The following is an 18,730-nucleotide window of genomic DNA, read 5'->3' as shown; positions in this document are numbered from 1 at the left end:
GAAATAAAAGTTTCTTAACTTGATGGCGATGGGTAGTACCCCATCGCCATCAAGCCAAGATTTTAAAATATCCCCAAAACGAAAAAAATGAGCTAAACCCTATTTAATAGCTATATAGAGATACAGTTGTTATTACAACATATTTTCCACTTTCAACCTAGTTGTCATTAGAATGCTTTTCTACAAAATCAAGAATTCTGGCATTAACTTCGTTAGAGAACTCACCATTGATTGCGTGAGATGCATTTTTCCAGTTAACTATATCGATATCTTTAACGTATTTTTTCCCAGTTTCAACTGCTTTTACTGAATTGTGCATTGTACTTTTTTCAGCCATTAATGCAAGCACTGGAACATTGATATTTTTTAAGTCTTCTTTACTAAATAGATCAGGCGCTGGCGTTTTAAGCTTATAGTTGCGCATACCCGACTCGATTAATTTAGCAATAGGCTCATCGTCATTTGTTTCTGCTCCTCCAGAGACGTAGCTTAACATCTTTTCTCTTATAAACTTAGGTACAATAGGGACGGAAGCTGGAATAGATGCAAGAATCGTCTTTATGGATATTTGCGCAAATACAAAGACTGGGTCCAATAAACTAGCCGTAGCAATATGCTCTGAATTATATCTGGCCAAATTCATTGTTGTCCAACCTCCAATGGAGACACCCACGATATGCACTTTTTCTAAACCTAATCCTTCAATTACTTCATTTAACCATTCTGCTTGTTGTTTTTGGTTTTCAATCACCTTCGTTTGCACACTCATTCCAGGTTCACCGAGTAAATCTATCGTGTAAACAGGCCTTTTCTCCCTTAGCCCTTCTAAATTTGGTACCCACATTGGAGTGGATGCACCACGTCCAGGGAGCAAGAGCATTGGTTCCTTATGCTTGTTTTCCTCTTTAGTAAAGTAATAAGCACGAATTGTCCCATATTTAGTTTTTATATCTTTCGTATCGTTAGGCTTTGGAAGAAGTGCCATTGATTCATCGTAGGCAATTTGAAAGTCTTCCTTTCCTTTTTCAGATGTAAAGTGACCAATCTTATTATCATCTCTCCTCATTTAAATTCCTCCTTTCTACAAATATATTGATGAACTTTATCAATATATTCATGACCATAATCCATTGAAAATTTACCTTCTTTAAGCCAAAGCCCTCTTTTAGAAAAAGAAAAATCTCACGAAAAATGAAACTTATACAAGCTAATAAAAAGAAATGCCTTACATACTTTATCTATTTCATTAGCCATTCCTTTTTTAATTCCCCTCTGTAATGAACCGAGTGAATCTGATTTTCACACTCCCTCTTTGTTCACATAAAGTTCAATTATTCCATATAATCAAATACCCAATAATTATGATAAAATAATTATTGTTATATCAAGACTCCTGGAGAACTAGGAGTTTTTACTATGTAACGACCATAATTTAAAAATACAATAGGATTTTACATCAGGAGGTATATAATGAAAAAATTATATTACGCATCGCTTACATATTTAGTTATCGGCTTATTGTCAGGTGTATTTGCTAGAGAATATGCAAAATCAAAAGGTATTCTCGGATCTACCCTACTAAACCTTTTACATACACATACGCTCGTACTTGGCTTTTTATTTTTCTTAATTGCCTTAGCATTAGCAAAATCATTTTCATTTCATAATGTGAAAGGTTTTTCTACTTGGTTCATCGTCCATAATATTGGATTAATTTTAACACTTTCTTCAATGGCAACTCGTGGACTTCTTCAGCTAAATGGGGCTGATTTTAAAGAATTAACCTATATTGTTGGATTCTCTCATTCTCTCATTGGTTTGAGCCTAGTATGGTTTATGATGCTATTAAAAAAATCATTCAAAATGTCATAGCCAAAAATCTGAAACAAAATCTTGTTCTTCTACTCCCTATTGTTTAAAAATGAGTCCGATGCCAAAAGGCATCGGACTCATTTTTTACATACATATAGTAACACGAATGATACTATACTACATTCATGTGCCTTCTTACATAATTTAATTCCACGTCCTATAATGGTAATAGAAGACAACTTATTTCATGGAGGTTAAAAAAATGAAAGCAATTGGTTTACTTGAATATTTACCTATTGAAAATGAAAATAGTTTAATCGATATTGAAATTCCAAGACCCGTACCACATGAAAAAGACTTACTTATCAAAATCAATGCAATTTCTGTAAATCCCGTTGATGTAAAAGTACGTTCACCAAAACCTCAAAAAGAAGCGAATCCTAAAATATTAGGGTGGGACGCTAGTGGTGTTGTAGTTGAAGTTGGGGCAGATTGTACTCTCTTTAAACCGGGCGATGAAGTATTTTATGCGGGAAGTATCACAAAACCAGGTACATATAGTGAGTATCATGTAGTAGATGAAAGGCTAGTTGGTAAAAAACCGAAATCTCTCACAAATGCAGAGTCCGCTGCCATTCCTTTAACAGCCATCACAGCATGGGAAGGGTTATTTGAACGACTAGGCATTGAACCTGAAAATAAAGATAAAAACAAATCAAAAAGCATTTTAATTATCGGCGGCGCTGGTGGTGTAGGCTCCATCGCTATCCAATTAGCAAAATGGGCTGGATTACATGTAATTGCAACTGCATCGCGAAATGAAACAAGAGAGTGGATTAAAAACTTAGGTGCGGATTATATTATAAATCACCATAAACCTTTTAAAGAGCAATTATTAGAACTGCAAATCAATGATGTAGATTATATTTTTTGTTTAAACAATACAGATCAACACTGGCATGGTATGGGAGAAAGTATTAAACCACAAGGGAAAATTTGTTCTATTGTAGAAAACGAACATCCGCTTGAGTTAAATATTTTAAAAAGCAAAAGTGCTACATTTGTTTGGGAATTTATGTTTACAAAAGCAATGTATCAAACAGATGATATGATTCTTCAGCACAACCTATTAAATAAAGTAAGCGAACTGCTAGATCAAGGCATGATTAAAACTACCTTAAATCAAACCTTAACACCTATCAATGCAGAAAACCTTCGAAAAGCACATACATTAATTGAATCAGGGCGCACAATTGGAAAAATTGTATTAGAACGTTTTTAATTCGAAAAAGATCCGATTTTCACAACAAGAAAATCGGATCTTTTTTACGCTATTCTCCTACTTCAGCAAACTTCTGAATTCGCTCACCAATCTCATTACGCACTCTTTGGAATACAGACCACTCCTGCCCTGCTGGGTCATCAAATCCCCAGTGAACACGTTTTACATGCGAAGGTGTAGTCGGACACACATCGTTTGCATGACCGCAAAGCGTTACAATAAAATCAGCATTGTTTAAAATATCAAGATCAATCCTATCAGATGTTTGCCCAGTAATATCGACACCTACTTCTTTCATTGCCTTAATCGCATTTGGGTTCACACCATGCGCTTCAATCCCTGCAGAATATACATTCCATTTGTCGCCTAAATATTTCTTTCCAAATCCTTCTGCAATTTGGCTGCGACAAGAATTCCCTGTACATAAGAAGTAAATTATTTTTTTATTATCCATGATAATTCCACCTTTATTATGACTATTTATTTTGGTTGTGTTTGGAAATATTTACGCTGGAACCAAAGTGCTACATTTACGAGAGCAATCATAACGGGTACTTCAACTAAAGGCCCAATAACTGCCGCGAATGCTGCTCCAGATTGAATCCCAAATACCCCAACAGCTACAGCGATTGCTAGTTCAAAATTATTACTTCCAGCTGTAAACGCTAATGTCGTTGTTACCCCATAACTTGCACCAATTTTCTTGCCCATAAAGAAAGAAACAAAGAACATCACTACAAAATAAATGAGTAATGGAATCGCAATACGTACAACATCAAATGGTACACTAACAATGACTTCACCTTTTAATGAGAACATCACAATGATTGTAAATAGTAAAGCGATTAATGTAATAGGACTAATCTTTGGTATAAATACTTTTTCATACCAATCTCGCCCTTTTATTTTTACAAAAATCAAACGCGTTAACATACCAGCGATAAACGGAATTCCTAAGTAAATAAAAACTGACTTTGCAACTTCTATCATTGTAATGTTAACGACAGCACCTTCAATCCCTAGCCATTCTGGAATCACTGTCACAAACACATATGCGTATACCGAAAAAAATAACATTTGGAATACAGAGTTAAAAGCAACTAACCCTGCCGCATACTCCGTATCCCCTTTTGCTAAGTCGTTCCACACGATAACCATTGCAATACAACGTGCTAAGCCAATCATGATGAGCCCTACCATATATTCTGGCTTATCTTGTAAAAATATAATGGCTAAAGCAAACATAAGGATAGGACCAATAATCCAGTTTTGTACAAGCGATAATATGAGTACTTTCACATCTTTAAAAACGCGCCCCATTTCTTCATAACGAACCTTCGCAAGCGGTGGATACATCATGAGAATCAAACCAATTGCAAGTGGAATAGAAGTTGTTCCTACCTGTAAATGATTCAGTCCATCCACAAATCCAGGTGATAGGTATCCTATTGCAATTCCCACTGCCATCGCAAGGAAAATCCAGAGGGTTAAGTATCGATCTAAAAACGATAATCGTTTCATCTTATTCTCCTTTTCGTTTTAGCAACATGAAGTTGAATTCACACAACAACTAGATGTTTCTACTTTGTGTACTTCACTATCAGCCTTCGTATAGAAAAACTCCCATTCATTCCCATCAGGATCCGTTACCCAAAACTTATCTTGCACCGCATAACAACAAGTTGTATCCATTTCCTCACGAGCAAAGAACCCTTCTTTTTCTAAACGCTCTTTGTGCAAGCTGATTTCTTCTTGATTTTCTACTTGGAAACCAAAATGATTTACTTGATTTCCTTTTACTTCGTCTCTTACATTTAAAGTAAAGTTTAATCCTGGACTTTCTAATAAAAACTTCGCATAATCTTCTTTTACTTTCACTGGTGTTACTCCAAATACTTTACTGTAAAACTCCATTGACTTTTCCAAATTCGTCACATTGATCCCCACATGTACATATTGCATATCCTATTCCTCCCTCAATTTAATTAATCAATTTTTTTTGATTTATATAAAATAAAAAACTTAGCAGCAACTCCCTCTGCCAGTTTTTCGGAACACACAACAAAGTTCTTCCGACAACAAATTATTCACTTCTTCATCATTTAAATCATAATAGCTCCATGTTCCCTTTGTTTCTTTTACAATTAAATTCGCATCAAGTAATATTTTTAAATGATAAGATAGTTTAGATTGTGAAATTCCAAAAACCTCAGTTAAATCACAAACACACGTCTGCCCACGTTGACATAACTCGTACATAATCTCTAATCTTTTTTTGTCTGCAAGTGCTTTAAATTTCTTTTCAAACTGTCCGAAGTTTTCTTTCACGCGCTTCACTCCCTTTATCAATTTTTTTTGATATTTATATTATACGCACTGTTTCATTATAAATTCAACAAATAAATCAAAAAAAATTGATTTATTTGTTTGTTACATGAATACTAAATACTAGTCTTAAAGGGAAAGGATGTTCAAAACTACTCCTTTCCCTTTCTTTAATCTTTTCCTAACAATGTGAGTTCATAATTTCACACAAAGAAAAAAAGAGTCCCATTTCATCTATGGGACTCCTTTCACCTTATATGTTTGTAGTTTTATATTTAAGCAGATTTTTTAATCTTATTATTATAAATAAACATCCGACTTAGAACTGTCATGACAACTACAAGTAGAAGAAAATATACAGGCATAACAAGTAAAGAACCTGTATGCAACTGGCTCATTCCCCATATCGTAATTGTAACAATTACATAGTACCCTAAACTAAATATGGCACCTGCTGTTCCAATCACATCTTGAAAATCAACTAATGCTAGACTTAAACAATTTGGCAAAGCAATGCCTATTCCTAAAAGCAATATAAATAGAGCGATAAGAAAAAGACTCATATATATCATATTTGCACTCGTTCCAGTAAAAGTAACAATAGATAAAAGCGTAGCTCCTCCTATCATTACGATGCAACCTATATAAATAATCTTTTCTGGTTGATAAGCTAAAAGTAACCTTTTTGAAATTTGCGCTCCGATAACAGAAGCGAAAGCTACCACTATACCTAAAAAACCAAATACGCCAGGTGATAACATAAAGTACTCAATGAAGATGAATGGCGCTTCAGCGTAATAGCTAAATAATATACCGTTTGTTCCTCCAATCAGCACTCCAAATGTTATTACTTTTGGAACTTGAATCATTCGTTTTATGATTGAAAAAATGTTTATTTTTTTTGCTGTTACATTCGTACAAGTCTCTGGCAAGTTCATACAAGTACAAACCAATAACCCAATACTCATCAAAACTAAAGTTAAAAAAACACTTCTAAATCCAAATATTTGATCCATCCACCCGCCGATTAACGGGCCAATAGCTGGTGTGAACGCAATGACTGCTGAAATTTGCGCAAACATGACATGCCGTTTATGCCCATTTACACTTTCACGAAGAATCGTTTGCGTAACAACCGAGCCAGTACTTGCTCCAAATGCTTGTATAAAACGACTGATCAGCAAGAATTCAATTGAATTGGCTAAGTAACATAATAAGCTACCAACACCATACGTCACAATTCCTGAAATCATCGCGGAACGACGCCCTATAATATCAGACAACCATCCCCAGTAAAATACACCTAATGCAAATCCAGCAAAGTAAATGCTAAGCGTTAACTGCATAGCATTATTACTGACATGTAGTGCTTTCGAAATATCTGGTAAAGATGGTGTGTAAATTGTTTCACTAATTTGTGGGAATGCCACAAGAATAATCATTAACCATAATGATGGTACTGAGACTTTTTTCATTTTCTAATACCCTCCTATAACTTAGAAAATCTCAGATAGTTAGAGCTTTCTTCGCTACGGAACTGGAGGGGCCATTATCGAAATACGATCATAAAACAACAAAACAAACACCTCGATTGCTTCATGTTAATACGTATAGGAGGGTATATATTAACATTTATTTTCATCACCTATCCCATAAAGATTAACATATATGATAAATTTTTGTATATAAAAAAACCTACTAGTTAAGTAGTAGGCTTTTAGTTTCACTCTTGTAATTCGGCGGAAAAGCACCTTTATTTCTCAGGCTTAAACCACACAATTTGCTGCACTCGAACAAACGTAGGTATTTCTTTTTCCTCTAGTACAATATGATCCGGCTTTACACTTCTTAGCGTCCCATTTACACTACCACGAATTGTTTCCACCACAAGTCTTTTTCCAATGATTGATTGCAATGTTTGTACAACATACGGATCAACAAGTGCAACTACATCACCGCTTATCTCATAGCCATCTCGAAAATAACCGAACACATCTTCATATGAATAATACATAGCTGCTCCCTCTTTTCAAGATTTTCTGTAGTGTATGTGATATGTCCCCACATCCATCAACTTAAGGATTTAGACTATTTTTGAAGTCAAAAGTACGTTACCATTCTCTTATGTTAATGAAAAAGAGTGACGTGCTTTTTATGAATACGCACCAAAAACAAGAGTTATCTTTATTTGCTGAAGAGTTATATCGATTCATTCTATAGTGATGTGGAAAAGTCGATTATTAATGAATTTAAAATAATAAGAAGACCGAACTAGATTATTTTTCTAGTTTGATCTTCTTATTTAGTCCTCTTATTTAGTCTATTTATTAACTTTTTTCATTTTACTTACAAAAAGACTAAGAATACCGATAGCTAGAAATAAATACCCTATTGGTAGTAAATAGAATGGTTCCACAAGAGTACCATTCTATGCAACTTTAGCTCCGATAGTATTATAACTAACTACAAACCCTAGTCCTAATATAAATGGTATTAAAGTTAGAATATATTTTTTATTTTAAAACCTCCGTGTTATTCTTCATATATTTCCACCGGACCCAAATAAATTAGTATATCTTCAATAGAGACACATTAATTTAAGTTATAATATTTTTTGCATAAAAAGAAATGTTGTTTTTCATGTATAGCTATTAAATGAATACTTTGTATTAAGTTTGGATTATGAGCGATTGGATCAGGGAAACGTATGTGGCCAGCAATGTCATCTTCTATTTTAGAAAGTATTTTTTCTAAATTCTTCGTTTCATTATCTAACCCTTTAATTAATCTTTCAAATGAAATTTTACCTTCTATTCCTTTAGGTGGTAGCAAAATAAAAGGTGCTTTCATTGGTTTATTGTGTTTCTCTTTATATTCAGTATATATGTCCTTACTATGGATTTTGTAAGGTAACTTTTTTCTTGCTGCAGCAATTGGTCTAGACAGTGGTAAATATAACTTATTTAATTGTCGAAATCGCCTGACCATTAAGTATAAATGATAATATGTTTCTCCAAAAGACCACTTATCCTTACAAGGTCTTTCCCATTCTTTGTTTTTGAAATGCTGTACTTCATTAGCGAATGCTTCTCTTTGTTGATAAATTTTGTTAAAGTGATTAGTCATGTAAATGCTCTGCATAATTCCCCCTGTGTATGTTAGTTAAAGTTTCTATAAGTTGCGAATAGTACACTAACTCAATATTATAGTTAGTAAAATTCTTTCTGCTAAACAAACACCAACTATAATTTTCGATAACCCCACGTACATAATAAAATAATTCACCTTCAATTTCTTTGTCATCCTTAATAAAATAATTCCTTACTAAAGGTGAATTGATATTGTTTTTAATATCGAATAAACTGATTCCTTTACATTTCACATAACTTTCTTTAAAAGTCCATGTATCTGTAAAAAAATTAATTTGTTCTCTTTGTGATAGAGTTAATAAGTGTTTTCGTTCTTCTTGAGTAAAGAAGAATTGAGCTAACTCATGATTGCACCGCTTATATTCCTCAATATCAGCCCCTACGGCAGCATTATTACTGTAAGTACACATAACCCATTCATTACAATTTGAAATATTAAAGAAGCCTTTCGATAACAGAGGTTTCCCTCGCATATTATAGGTTATACTCAACGGATATTTCATTCTTTGTTTTGTGAACAGCACATACTGTATAAGTAAATCACTGTACATAATATGAAGCTTTTTTTTAGGATGTGTAGTTTTTTTTAATCTCTGTATAGCTCGTTTAGTGAGAATTCTTCTTGATATAAGATTACTTTGGTTTTTATTTATCTTACAGAAGAAAATATCCATAATTAATCCTGAAAGTTCGATAATAAAATTGAGGCATTATGTCCACCAAACGCAAATGAATTATTTAAGATCTTACCACCATTATAATTAGATACCTCTTCTAAAAGAAGGTTAACTTCTATATCCTCTCCCACACTGTCTCTTGATACATTAATAGTGGGAATTAATTTTCCTTTTTTAATCATCATACAACATAATGCTGTTTCAATTGCTCCAGCTGCTCCTAAAGCATGTCCATGAATAGATTTAGTCGAGGATACTAAAGGATTTTGATTAAATACCTTCTTTATAGCCTTTGATTCAGTTAAGTCATTTAGTTTGGTAGATGTACCATGAGCATTTATGTACTCTACCTCATTGGAACTGCATTTAGCATCAATTAATGCATTTTCCATACATCTTGTAACACCATTAAGGTCAGGCGCCAATAATGAAGTAGCATCTGATGAGCTTCCATAACCTTCTATTTCACAATAGATATGAACCCCACGCCCCTTTGCATGATTAAGTTCTTCAAGAATAAGAAAGGCCGCCCCTTCACTCATTACAAATCCAGATCTATCTTTTGAAAAAGGGACACTAGCTTTATCTACGGATTTAGAGTTCGTCAAAGTTCTTAACTTTCTAAAAGCTTCTATAACTTGTGGAATAACACATGCTTCTGCTCCACCTGCTAATATTATTTTTTTACTACCATTTTGAATTTTTTTAAATGCTTCTCCTATCGCTACTGTTCCTGAAGCACAGGCAATTGAATAAGCAAGAGATTCACCTTTTAAACCTAAATCAATACTAATATTTGCTGATATCATATTAATTAGATTTCTAGGTATTACAAGCATTGTCATTTGATCTACACCTTTTACAGCTGCATTTCCAAACTCATCTGCGAGGGCACGAATGCCCCCAACAGAACTTCCAACAAACACAGAAATATTTTCATTATTTTCATCATTAATTAATAAATCTGCATCTTTAACGGCTTCTCTTGATGCAATTACGGCCATTTGAGTACAACGATCCATATACCGCTTATCCTTTGTAGTAAGTGGTTCATTAAAAATGTCATCTACTTCCCCAACAAAGTTTGTATTTTCATATCTGGAGGAGATGATACCGTTTTCAAGGTTAACAATACTTTCCCAGGTACTTTCTCTGGTAATACCATTTGGTGAAACAATTCCTATTCCTGTTACTACGACTCTATTCATAAACTCGTCTACCTCCATTATCATTTCAAATGCATTTCATTTTTGACCTTATTCTTATTAAGAAGAAGGTAAATACGGCAATTATCATTCCGTTACTTACAAATATAATGTTTAAATTATCAGTAACTTCAACAAAGTTGACAAAGTCAAACATAATTTGATCCAAAAACACTCTTACACCTATTCTTGATAGAAGGTATGATCCAATAATAGTTAGAACCGCAATAGGAAAACTAAAGGCAAAATGCATTCTCATTAGTTCTTTTAATGAATAACCTTCTAATTTTAATGTCTTAATTGATTTCATACTATTTTGATAACTGAACTCAAGAAGTGAGTAAAGTAATGCAACTTGTAGAACTATAGCAAGCCCTAAAATAAGTGTGATCTGTTTGTTTATAACATCTAAGATATTTTTTCCGGAAGTTATTATCTCGTTCCTAGTCAATGTAGCTTCTATCCCACTATCGTTAGCATTATCATATGGTTTTGATAGAGCTACTGCAGGTACTGAATATGTGTCATGGTTGAACATTTCTCCGTTATTGGAAACTAAATATATACTACTCACTGTAGTAACATTGTTGACTTTATTAATTTTAAATGAGTAATCTTTTTGATTAGTTACATCTTTTAGTAGTAACTTATCTCCTATTTTTTTCCCATATTTATCAGAGAATGCTTGAGTAATTATTACATCTCCATCTTCCAGTTTGAGATTGTAATTATAATACTTAGAATCAGAACCGATTACATAAACATTTTGTGTAATACCTTCTTCATCATATAAGTTATATAGTTTAAACTCTTCACCTTTGATATCAGGTTGATTAGGTGGCTTTAAAAACAAAATTTCTTCAAAAGTATTCTCTGATGCTAAGTCATCGACATACTTAGTTACAGAGTCTTTCAATAAAAACGAAAAATTAATCAGTAAACCTACAAAGAAAATCAGTACTATAAACAAAGCCATTTCCTTTTTATTTCTATTTATCCGCTTTAACCGATACCGGTAAGTAAAAGGAATGAATTTCATGATTTTGCTACTTCTTTTTCTTATAGATTTAACTTTATTTTTCTTCTTTTTAAATTTTATATAAAACTGATAAACTAGAACAAAGTTAATCACTAAAACAATAGCTAGTGATAAAACTAAACATTCTGTCAATAATATATAATCAATTTTAAGAATTGGATAATTATATATTTGGCTATTCATTTGCATAATCGTATCAATCAAAAGTATACCGAGTGTACTACCGATTAACCATGCAATTAAAAGTGTTAAGCTCGTTTCAGTTATATAATGCTTAAAAAGAATCCATTTGTTAAAGCCTAACTTATTAAATGTTGCTAGGTTATTTGATTCTTTCTTGGATACTTCAAAATGGTAAACACTTAAAAGAACCCCAACTATTAGATATAGTAAGCATGTTAAAAGCAACGCAAGGTCCCTTGGCGCTTTTGCATCACCTATTACTTGTTGTATCCTCGTGTTGTTTTGTGAATCATTTATATAAATTGGTTTAACGATTTGTGAAACCTGTTGAACATCTAGATTGCTAGTATAAGCGTAATATGCAGAGAACTCATTAGCGAATAACCTTTTAAACGTTTCTTCATTTACAAATGCTATACCAAAAGCTTCAGAATTAGCTTGCAACACTAGATTACTATTTTTTGTTGTAATATAATCAGGTGATATTGCAGTTCCAACTATTTTTAATTTTTCTCCATTAAAGGTCAATTCATCATTGAGCGCTAATTTATTTGCTTTTAAATAGTTATTGTCAATTAGAATCTCTTTATCGTTTTGAATATCACGACCGCTGGTCACTTGATATTTATTAATTTTTTTTCTTGACTGGAATATTCGAACTGTACTTCCATCTTCCCTCACTTCACCATATTTAATTTGTTCGAAGGAAATATCCTTAAAATTCTCGTGAATATCGTCATTAGTTAGAAATATACCGTCCTCTACGTTATATTTGCTGTTGAATTTTTCAACTGATTGTAGAACACTACTAGTACCAACAAAGAAGCTCATAAAAATGCCAGTTGTAGCAAAAACAACAAGAAATATAACTAGAAACTTTAATTTATAAGTGTTTAATCTTCTTATTGTACGTTTTCTAAATTTTTTCTTTACGTTTTGATTTACCATTCTAAATTCTCCGCCAATTCAATATCTTCATTTACTACATCATTAACCTTTTTTCCATTATGGATAGTGATAATGCGATTAGAAATTTTTGTGATTTGTTCATTATGGGTTATAAGAACAATCGTAGTTTGATGACTTCGTTGCAGCTTTTGCAACACTGTTAGGACCTCCTTAGATGAATTACCATCAAGCGCTCCTGTAGGTTCATCACAGAACAGTATTTTTGCTCTTTTCACTAAGGCTCTTAATATAGCAGCTTTTTGCTGTTGACCTCCTGAACATTGATTAGGGAATAAATTAATTGCTTTACGAATATCCCACTCATCGATAAGATTTTCAATTTCTTCAGTGACATCATGTTCTAAATAGATATTCTCATGTAAAGTAAGATCATCAATTAAGTTATATTCTTGAAAAACAAAAGCAATATCATTTTTCCTAAAAACATTTACCTCTTTTTTAGTGAGATTACCTATACTTCTTTTGTTTACCTGTATATCGCCTGAAGTAACACTCTCTAGCCCAGATAAGCATTTGAGAAGCGTAGTTTTACCCGACCCTGATTTTCCAATAATTGTACATAGTTCACCCTTAGTTATACCTAAATCAATTCCTCTTAACACATTTAATTCATTTTGCTTATTTGCATTAAAGACTTTTTTAACGTTAGTAGCTTTAATCATTTGTACCTCCATTTTTATGTTTAATTGTAATAAAATACGAATAATATGTATCATCTGCTGGTGCGATTTCACTCACTTCAAATCCACATGAATCTAATAGAGGAAGGAAAAGATTCCACTGCTCCGCTTGAGCAAAATCAATAAGCATATTATTTAATACAACTTCAGCTTGGAGAATACTATTACAAATATCATATTTAAAGCGAGATATAAGATTCCAATCCTTATTATGCTTAGCAATTAACTCTTGATATACTTCAAAATTAGGATAATACTGGCAAATTATTATAGAACCATCCCTATGCAAAATTTCTTTTAGTTTCTTGAAAAGCTTTTCTTTTTCGTCTTGAGTAAGATAAAATAGCATATAACTCATATTGATCATGTCAAATTTGCAATCAAAAGAAAGATTTATAATGTCTTCGTTATGTATAACAACATTTGACTTATCTTTATATTTAGTTTGTAGTTTCTCAAACACTTTTTTTTGTCTTTCTACACCAACAATTTTTTTATCAACAGACCTCAAATGAACATCAATAAAATTACCATTTCCGCAACCAATGTCTAGAAGTGACTTGAATTGTTTTTGAGAAATAAAAGCTGCATAGTTTTCTTTTGTGTAAATATTAAACGCTAATTCTCCAAGATCTGTATAGAAATCTTCTGAAAAGCTAGGGGATATTTGTTTAAAAAAGTCCAATTCATTAATCTCTTGTAAATAGGTAAGGACCTCTTTAATATAAACAAAATCTAGTTTTCCCATTATTTTTCCTAATGTTGTATTATGTTCTGTATTAATTACACGCTCAATGAACTTGTAATCACTGTGTATTTTATCTATAGTCTTACTATAATTTTTGTCTTCAAATTCAACTAAGCTGTTTCTGTCCTTTACTGCCAAAAGGTATTCTTGATTTAATGTGTATACATTCTCTTTTTGTGAGATCATCCCTAACTGGATACCTAAATCCATAAATGAATGAAATATATTATGATGCATATTTCCTTTTGTCATTTCTTGAACATTCTCAAAATTCCCGTATATCTTCCTTAATACAATAAATCTTATATAGTTTTTAACTTTTGAAAACAAAAATAATTGGAACAAAGGAGTATCTCTTATCCCTACAATCTTAGATAATCGAACTAATATGTTTATACGAATGGACTTCTCTGGTAACTTATAATGTTTGTTTGGAGTATATGATTGATACTTGCTCATTAACAAACTGTATTGCATTTAATAACCTCCTCTTCTTTTAAAATCAAGTGATAGGAAGCAGAAAGCTCCCTATCTTTATAAATTCCCACGTAATTTATACATGTATTAACACCGACTCATTGTACGTGGATAAATTTTGAATGTTTTCTTTAATTACTTTTAAAGTCATATCCAGGTCTTCTCTTGAATGAGCAGCTGAAATAAAAAATCTTATTCTAGCTTCACTCTCTTTTACTGCAGGATAAATTATTGGCATCGCATTTATTCCATTTTCAAATAATATTTCCGATAATTTTAGAGCTTCATCAGAGTTTCCAATGATTAAAGGTACTACTGGAGTGTCATAGCTTTTACCTGTATCAACTCCTAGTTTCTTTAATTCATTTAAGAAATACGTATGGTTTTCTTTTAATCTTACAAATAAACTTTCTTCACTTTCACAGATTGTTAACGACGCTAATGCCGCAGCTGCATTAGCTGGTGTCATTCCTACACTGAAAATAAATCCAGGTGAATTGAATCTTAAATATTTAATAAATGATTTACTACCGGCAATATATCCCCCACAACTATTAAGGGATTTACTTAATGTTCCCATTAGAATATCTACTGATTTAGGGTTAACATCATAATAACTTGTAACACCTCTACCATTCTTACCAATAGTACCGATTGAATGCGCTTCATCCACCATGAGAATAGCATTATACTTTTCTTTTATTCTGATTAGTTCCGGTAATTTACAGATATCTCCATCCATGCTATAAACACCCTCTACCACTATTAAAACCCTGCGGAATTTCGATCTTAGCTTTTTCAGCTCATCTTCTAGATGATCCATATCATTATGTTTAAACGGTTTTCGCTTGGCATTAGAAAGAATTGCACCTTGTATAATACTATTATGAGCCAATGCATCATGTAGAATTAAATCTTCTTGATTGACAATATTCCCTATAGTATTAACGTTAGTACTGTGTCCTCCCACCTGAATTAGAGCATCTTCTACACCTAAGAATTCAGCAATTTTTCTTTCAAGCTTTTCATGGATTTCAATTTCTCCGCTAAGTAACCTACTACCAGAAACACTCGTTCCATAACGATTTATCGCTTCAATGACGGCCTGGTTAATTATATTTGAACCATTAATACCGAGGTAATTGTAAGTGGAATAATTTATCTTCTCTTCTCCATCTATAATAATTCTATTTGATGCTATTCCATGGTTTTTTCTGAAATAAGGAATGTATTTTCTGTTTTTAAGATATTTATGAAACTCTTTAACTTCAGTGAAATCATCCAGTAATGAAGCTGTCTCTTGATTTATTTCCATCCCTGTTTCTTTATATACTAAAGATAAAATGTTATCTACAGTTGTATCCTCTTGTTGAAAAACTTCTTCCAAGTCAACTTCTTTCATCTCAGGAAAGTCATGTACTACTAATCTATGAAAATCCATAATCATCATTGAATCAAGGCCAAGATTATTAACTAACGAATCAGTTACAGCAATATCACTTTGATCATAACCTGTTATTTCAGCCAAATGGCTAATAATTTTATCGTATACTTTATTCATGGTAAACCTCCATTATTCTTTTATGTTATAGCGAAATGATTTATTAAGAAGTTAGCAGCATTTACTGGACCATCAATATTTTCTAAAAGCTCCTGCATTTTTTCTGCCCTATTATGCATCTCTTTATTTGTTAAAGAAAATTCTATTAATTCACCAAGTTTCTTAGCTGTTATATCTTTTCGTTTAAGAGCTAATGCATTACCAAAGAGAACACATTCATTTATATTGGCTTTTTGTTCTGCTTGCAGTCCAAGACCAAGAAATGGTTTTCCAGACAAACAAGCGGTTTGAACTGTACCTTCCCCGCCATGAATAATAGATAAATCTATTATGTTTCCCAATTTATGAGCAGGAAGCAAATCACAAAGGATGATATTCTTATTACTAGAAAAAACATTGCCACTAGACGCAAGTATTTTCTTCATAGGGCATATAACTATCACAGGCAGCTTCTTTAAAACATGTAAGATTTTCATGACAATTTCTTTACTTCCAGAGCTCCCCATTGCAAAATAAATAACTGGTTGATTTGAGGGAAGACTATCTAAAAATAAAGGTATAGGCATATCCAGTTTTGCATAAACCGGGCCAATATATTTATAGTTAGTAGGAAGATCGTCCACACCACTAATTTCAGGAATGGTTGTAATTAAATTATAATCGGCATCTAGTGCATCTATGGTGTATTTTGGAAGTTTTACTCCTTCTTCTTTTGCCAATTTAGAAAAAGATTTTGGTTTATAAGTAATACCTAAAGCAACCTTTTTATAGAGATTCATGGTGACTTTTTTAGGTAAGAAAGGTTTATTAATTATGGAAGGTAATTCTAGGTGTCCTTTTAATAAAAAAGTTCTGGTGTATGCTAGTGGTTTAATATATACAAGTGGTGTTTGACAAGCTCTCGCTGAAATAAACATACTTAATGTAGTTCCGATAACGACAACCGCCGGACGGTAAGCATTTATAATTCTTTTCTCATTCTCAATTCGTTTTTTGAGATGTTCGTATGTAAAGGGATGCTTTATGCCCTTCATCTGATCGACTTTCATGAGTTGAGTGACATCGTCTTCACTTAAAACTGGTTCAAGGTGGATAAATTCAAAGTTAGCTTCTTCAATAAGGTAAGCATATTTTCTAGAGTAGCCTATAAATATGCAATGAAAGTATTCGGAACATTTCTTCGCTACTTCTATTGATCTGGTAGTTTCGGCCAAGTTAAAAGTTTCTGGTGCAAAAATAATATTTTTTTTAATTATTCTCATCCCCCATTAATCCTTTTTATAATATATATTGCTAAATATATATTATGCGCAATCAATATATAAGTTTTTACTTTTATTCCATTTTTATCTAGATAATCGTTAGTGAGTTTTTTTCAGGCACATAGGTACCATAGCTTTAATTCTTATTTTTGATTTCATTTGTTTGTAACCTTCTTTCGAACTGTGTTTACTACACTTCTACAAGCTTAAAATTGGTGGATTATCTAAGATTTCATAAAAGCAAAACTAGCGATGATAACAGCAGCCATAATGCCTAAAGGAACACCTAGAACCATCTTTTGTTTGAAAATTGCTTTACTGTAAGTATTTTAAATTATTCCTCCTAGCATTCGTTTAACAAAAAGACAGATAACGAACAATGTGTCTTTTATAATAAATTCATGTTGTTTATAATGGAATTATATCGTTTTTTCCACAAAATTCAATTTACATTTCAGGCATAAACGTAAGATAAGAAACAAAAGGATGAAATCTGTTGTCTATAATGACAATAACGAACAGGGAGGTAAAAGATGTTGAAAAAAGCGGATCTGCGGATTATTCGAACAAAGAAATTTATAAATGATGCTTTTATCAAACTGATAGCGGAAAAGGGATACGATGCTATTACCATTCAAGACATCGCAGATGAGGCACTCATCAATCGGGCAACATTTTACTCACACTACAGAGATAAACAAGATTTGTTAGCAAAGCTTAGCGAGGGTGCACTAGAAGAGTTGACAAGTAAAATGGTCCTATATGCCCATGTGCAGGGACATCAAATAGATCTTTCGAAACTCGAAGAAGTTTTACAATCGATATTTGAGTGTATGGTAAAACATGCAGACTTTTATAAAACCATGTTCGGGCCTCATGGTATTCATGATTTTAACCTACAAATGCAGCAGACTATTATGGATAACCTTGAACGAAATTACATTGAGCTTAAAATTGGAGAACATGACTCAGATATTCCAAAGGATATGGTATTGCGTTTCTTCACTTCCTGTGTTGTTGGGATGGCAATTTGGTGGCTTCAAAATGACATGAAATATTCACCGAAATATACCGCACAACAATTAGTGAAGCTTATGACTAAAGGACCCTTTGGTGCAGTGGGTTTTACATTTTTTAATGAGCGCTAGAAGGAGCAACTGTGCTGGGAATCTTTTTATTATTACCTGCACTGTATAAAGATTCCAGTATACTTGGATTGGCTGTTATTGCTTATTCTTTAGGGTTGCGCCATGCGTTTGATAGTGATTATATTGTCGCAATTAATAATACTGTTCGAAAACTATAATTTAGAGGGGCCTTTTTGGAGTCTTATAGGGGCCCCACCACACATCCATCAACTT

Annotated in this window: 18 protein-coding genes and 2 pseudogenes; 4 read left to right on the top strand and 16 right to left on the bottom strand. The window is 32.6% G+C overall.

The window, feature by feature from the left end; all coding sequences use genetic code 11:
- Positions 1–157: 157 nt before the first annotated feature.
- A complete protein-coding gene (locus tag CN373_RS22420; protein WP_002057024.1) occupies positions 158–1,066 on the bottom strand; it encodes an alpha/beta fold hydrolase in 909 nt (302 codons plus the stop codon).
- Positions 1,067–1,470: 404 nt separating this feature from the next.
- Here CN373_RS22420 and CN373_RS22415 point away from each other — a divergent pair, with 404 nt between their 5' ends.
- Both CN373_RS22415 and CN373_RS22410 read left to right on the top strand, forming a co-directional pair.
- A complete protein-coding gene (locus CN373_RS22415) occupies positions 1,471–1,872 on the top strand; it encodes a DUF2871 family protein (RefSeq protein WP_098360178.1) in 402 nt (133 codons plus the stop codon).
- 202 nt (positions 1,873–2,074) lie between these two features.
- On the top strand, positions 2,075–3,094 hold the full coding sequence (locus CN373_RS22410) for a zinc-binding alcohol dehydrogenase family protein (RefSeq protein ID WP_098360177.1): 1,020 nt from the start codon (positions 2,075–2,077) through the stop codon (positions 3,092–3,094).
- Between the two features lie 49 nt (positions 3,095–3,143).
- On the opposite strand, the gene arsC is transcribed toward CN373_RS22410, so the two are convergent.
- The 15 genes and pseudogenes from arsC to CN373_RS22335 all read right to left on the bottom strand — a co-directional run bounded on the left by arsC (position 3,144) and on the right by CN373_RS22335 (position 17,369).
- On the bottom strand, positions 3,144–3,548 hold the full coding sequence (arsC, locus tag CN373_RS22405; protein ID WP_098360176.1) for an arsenate reductase (thioredoxin): 405 nt from the start codon (positions 3,546–3,548) through the stop codon (positions 3,144–3,146).
- Positions 3,549–3,574: 26 nt separating this feature from the next.
- A complete protein-coding gene (gene arsB / locus CN373_RS22400; RefSeq protein WP_098360175.1) occupies positions 3,575–4,615 on the bottom strand; it encodes an ACR3 family arsenite efflux transporter in 1,041 nt (346 codons plus the stop codon).
- 18 nt (positions 4,616–4,633) lie between these two features.
- Complete coding sequence (locus CN373_RS22395) at positions 4,634–5,056, bottom strand: ArsI/CadI family heavy metal resistance metalloenzyme (protein WP_001200464.1); 423 nt, start codon at positions 5,054–5,056, stop codon at positions 4,634–4,636.
- 60 nt (positions 5,057–5,116) lie between these two features.
- Positions 5,117–5,422 carry an arsenical resistance operon transcriptional regulator ArsR gene (gene arsR / locus CN373_RS22390; RefSeq protein WP_000662011.1) on the bottom strand — a complete coding sequence of 102 codons (306 nt, stop codon included), beginning with the start codon at positions 5,420–5,422 and terminating at the stop codon, positions 5,117–5,119.
- 272 nt (positions 5,423–5,694) lie between these two features.
- Entirely contained in the window at positions 5,695–6,894 is a 1,200-nt protein-coding gene (locus CN373_RS22385; RefSeq protein ID WP_000758021.1) for a multidrug effflux MFS transporter, read from the bottom strand.
- Between the two features lie 278 nt (positions 6,895–7,172).
- On the bottom strand, positions 7,173–7,433 hold the full coding sequence (locus tag CN373_RS22380; RefSeq protein ID WP_000291828.1) for a YuzF family protein: 261 nt from the start codon (positions 7,431–7,433) through the stop codon (positions 7,173–7,175).
- A gap of 306 nt (positions 7,434–7,739) precedes the next feature.
- Positions 7,740–7,925 (bottom strand): annotated as a pseudogene (locus CN373_RS22375) (DUF3955 domain-containing protein).
- 86 nt (positions 7,926–8,011) lie between these two features.
- Positions 8,012–8,560 (bottom strand): DinB family protein, encoded by a 549-nt coding sequence (locus tag CN373_RS22370; protein WP_240519122.1) that lies wholly within the window; start codon positions 8,558–8,560, stop codon positions 8,012–8,014.
- Positions 8,538–9,242, bottom strand: a complete 705-nt coding sequence (locus CN373_RS22365) for a 4'-phosphopantetheinyl transferase family protein (protein WP_000350758.1) — start codon at positions 9,240–9,242, stop codon at positions 8,538–8,540. Before CN373_RS22365 ends, CN373_RS22370 begins: the two co-directional genes overlap by 23 nt.
- Before the next feature lie 2 nt (positions 9,243–9,244).
- The gene (locus CN373_RS22360) at positions 9,245–10,453 is read right to left on the bottom strand and encodes a beta-ketoacyl-[acyl-carrier-protein] synthase family protein (protein ID WP_001082776.1); all 1,209 of its coding nucleotides are present in this window, start codon (positions 10,451–10,453) and stop codon (positions 9,245–9,247) included.
- 25 nt (positions 10,454–10,478) lie between these two features.
- Complete coding sequence (locus CN373_RS22355) at positions 10,479–12,620, bottom strand: ABC transporter permease (RefSeq protein WP_000248032.1); 2,142 nt, start codon at positions 12,618–12,620, stop codon at positions 10,479–10,481.
- Entirely contained in the window at positions 12,614–13,303 is a 690-nt protein-coding gene (locus tag CN373_RS22350; RefSeq protein WP_000588491.1) for an ABC transporter ATP-binding protein, read from the bottom strand. Before CN373_RS22350 ends, CN373_RS22355 begins: the two co-directional genes overlap by 7 nt.
- Entirely contained in the window at positions 13,296–14,546 is a 1,251-nt protein-coding gene (locus CN373_RS22345) for a class I SAM-dependent methyltransferase (RefSeq protein ID WP_098360174.1), read from the bottom strand. Before CN373_RS22345 ends, CN373_RS22350 begins: the two co-directional genes overlap by 8 nt.
- Before the next feature lie 76 nt (positions 14,547–14,622).
- Positions 14,623–16,107, bottom strand: coding sequence for an aminotransferase class I/II-fold pyridoxal phosphate-dependent enzyme (locus tag CN373_RS22340; RefSeq protein WP_098360173.1), 1,485 nt, complete (start codon positions 16,105–16,107; stop codon positions 14,623–14,625).
- A 20-nt stretch (positions 16,108–16,127) separates the two neighbouring features.
- The gene (locus tag CN373_RS22335) at positions 16,128–17,369 is read right to left on the bottom strand and encodes a glycosyltransferase (protein WP_001220176.1); all 1,242 of its coding nucleotides are present in this window, start codon (positions 17,367–17,369) and stop codon (positions 16,128–16,130) included.
- Positions 17,370–17,902: 533 nt separating this feature from the next.
- On the opposite strand from CN373_RS22335, the gene CN373_RS22330 reads away from it, so the two are divergent.
- On the top strand, positions 17,903–18,517 hold the full coding sequence (locus CN373_RS22330) for a TetR/AcrR family transcriptional regulator (protein WP_000913192.1): 615 nt from the start codon (positions 17,903–17,905) through the stop codon (positions 18,515–18,517).
- 11 nt (positions 18,518–18,528) lie between these two features.
- Positions 18,529–18,672: pseudogene (locus CN373_RS22325) on the top strand (HoxN/HupN/NixA family nickel/cobalt transporter); the annotation flags it as partial.
- Positions 18,673–18,730 lie beyond the last annotated feature (58 nt).

The organism is Bacillus cereus (assembly GCF_002561295.1).
In the GTDB taxonomy this organism is placed as follows: Bacteria; Bacillota; Bacilli; order Bacillales; family Bacillaceae_G; genus Bacillus_A; species Bacillus_A cereus_S.
This window is presented reverse-complemented; position numbering and strand designations above follow the sequence as displayed.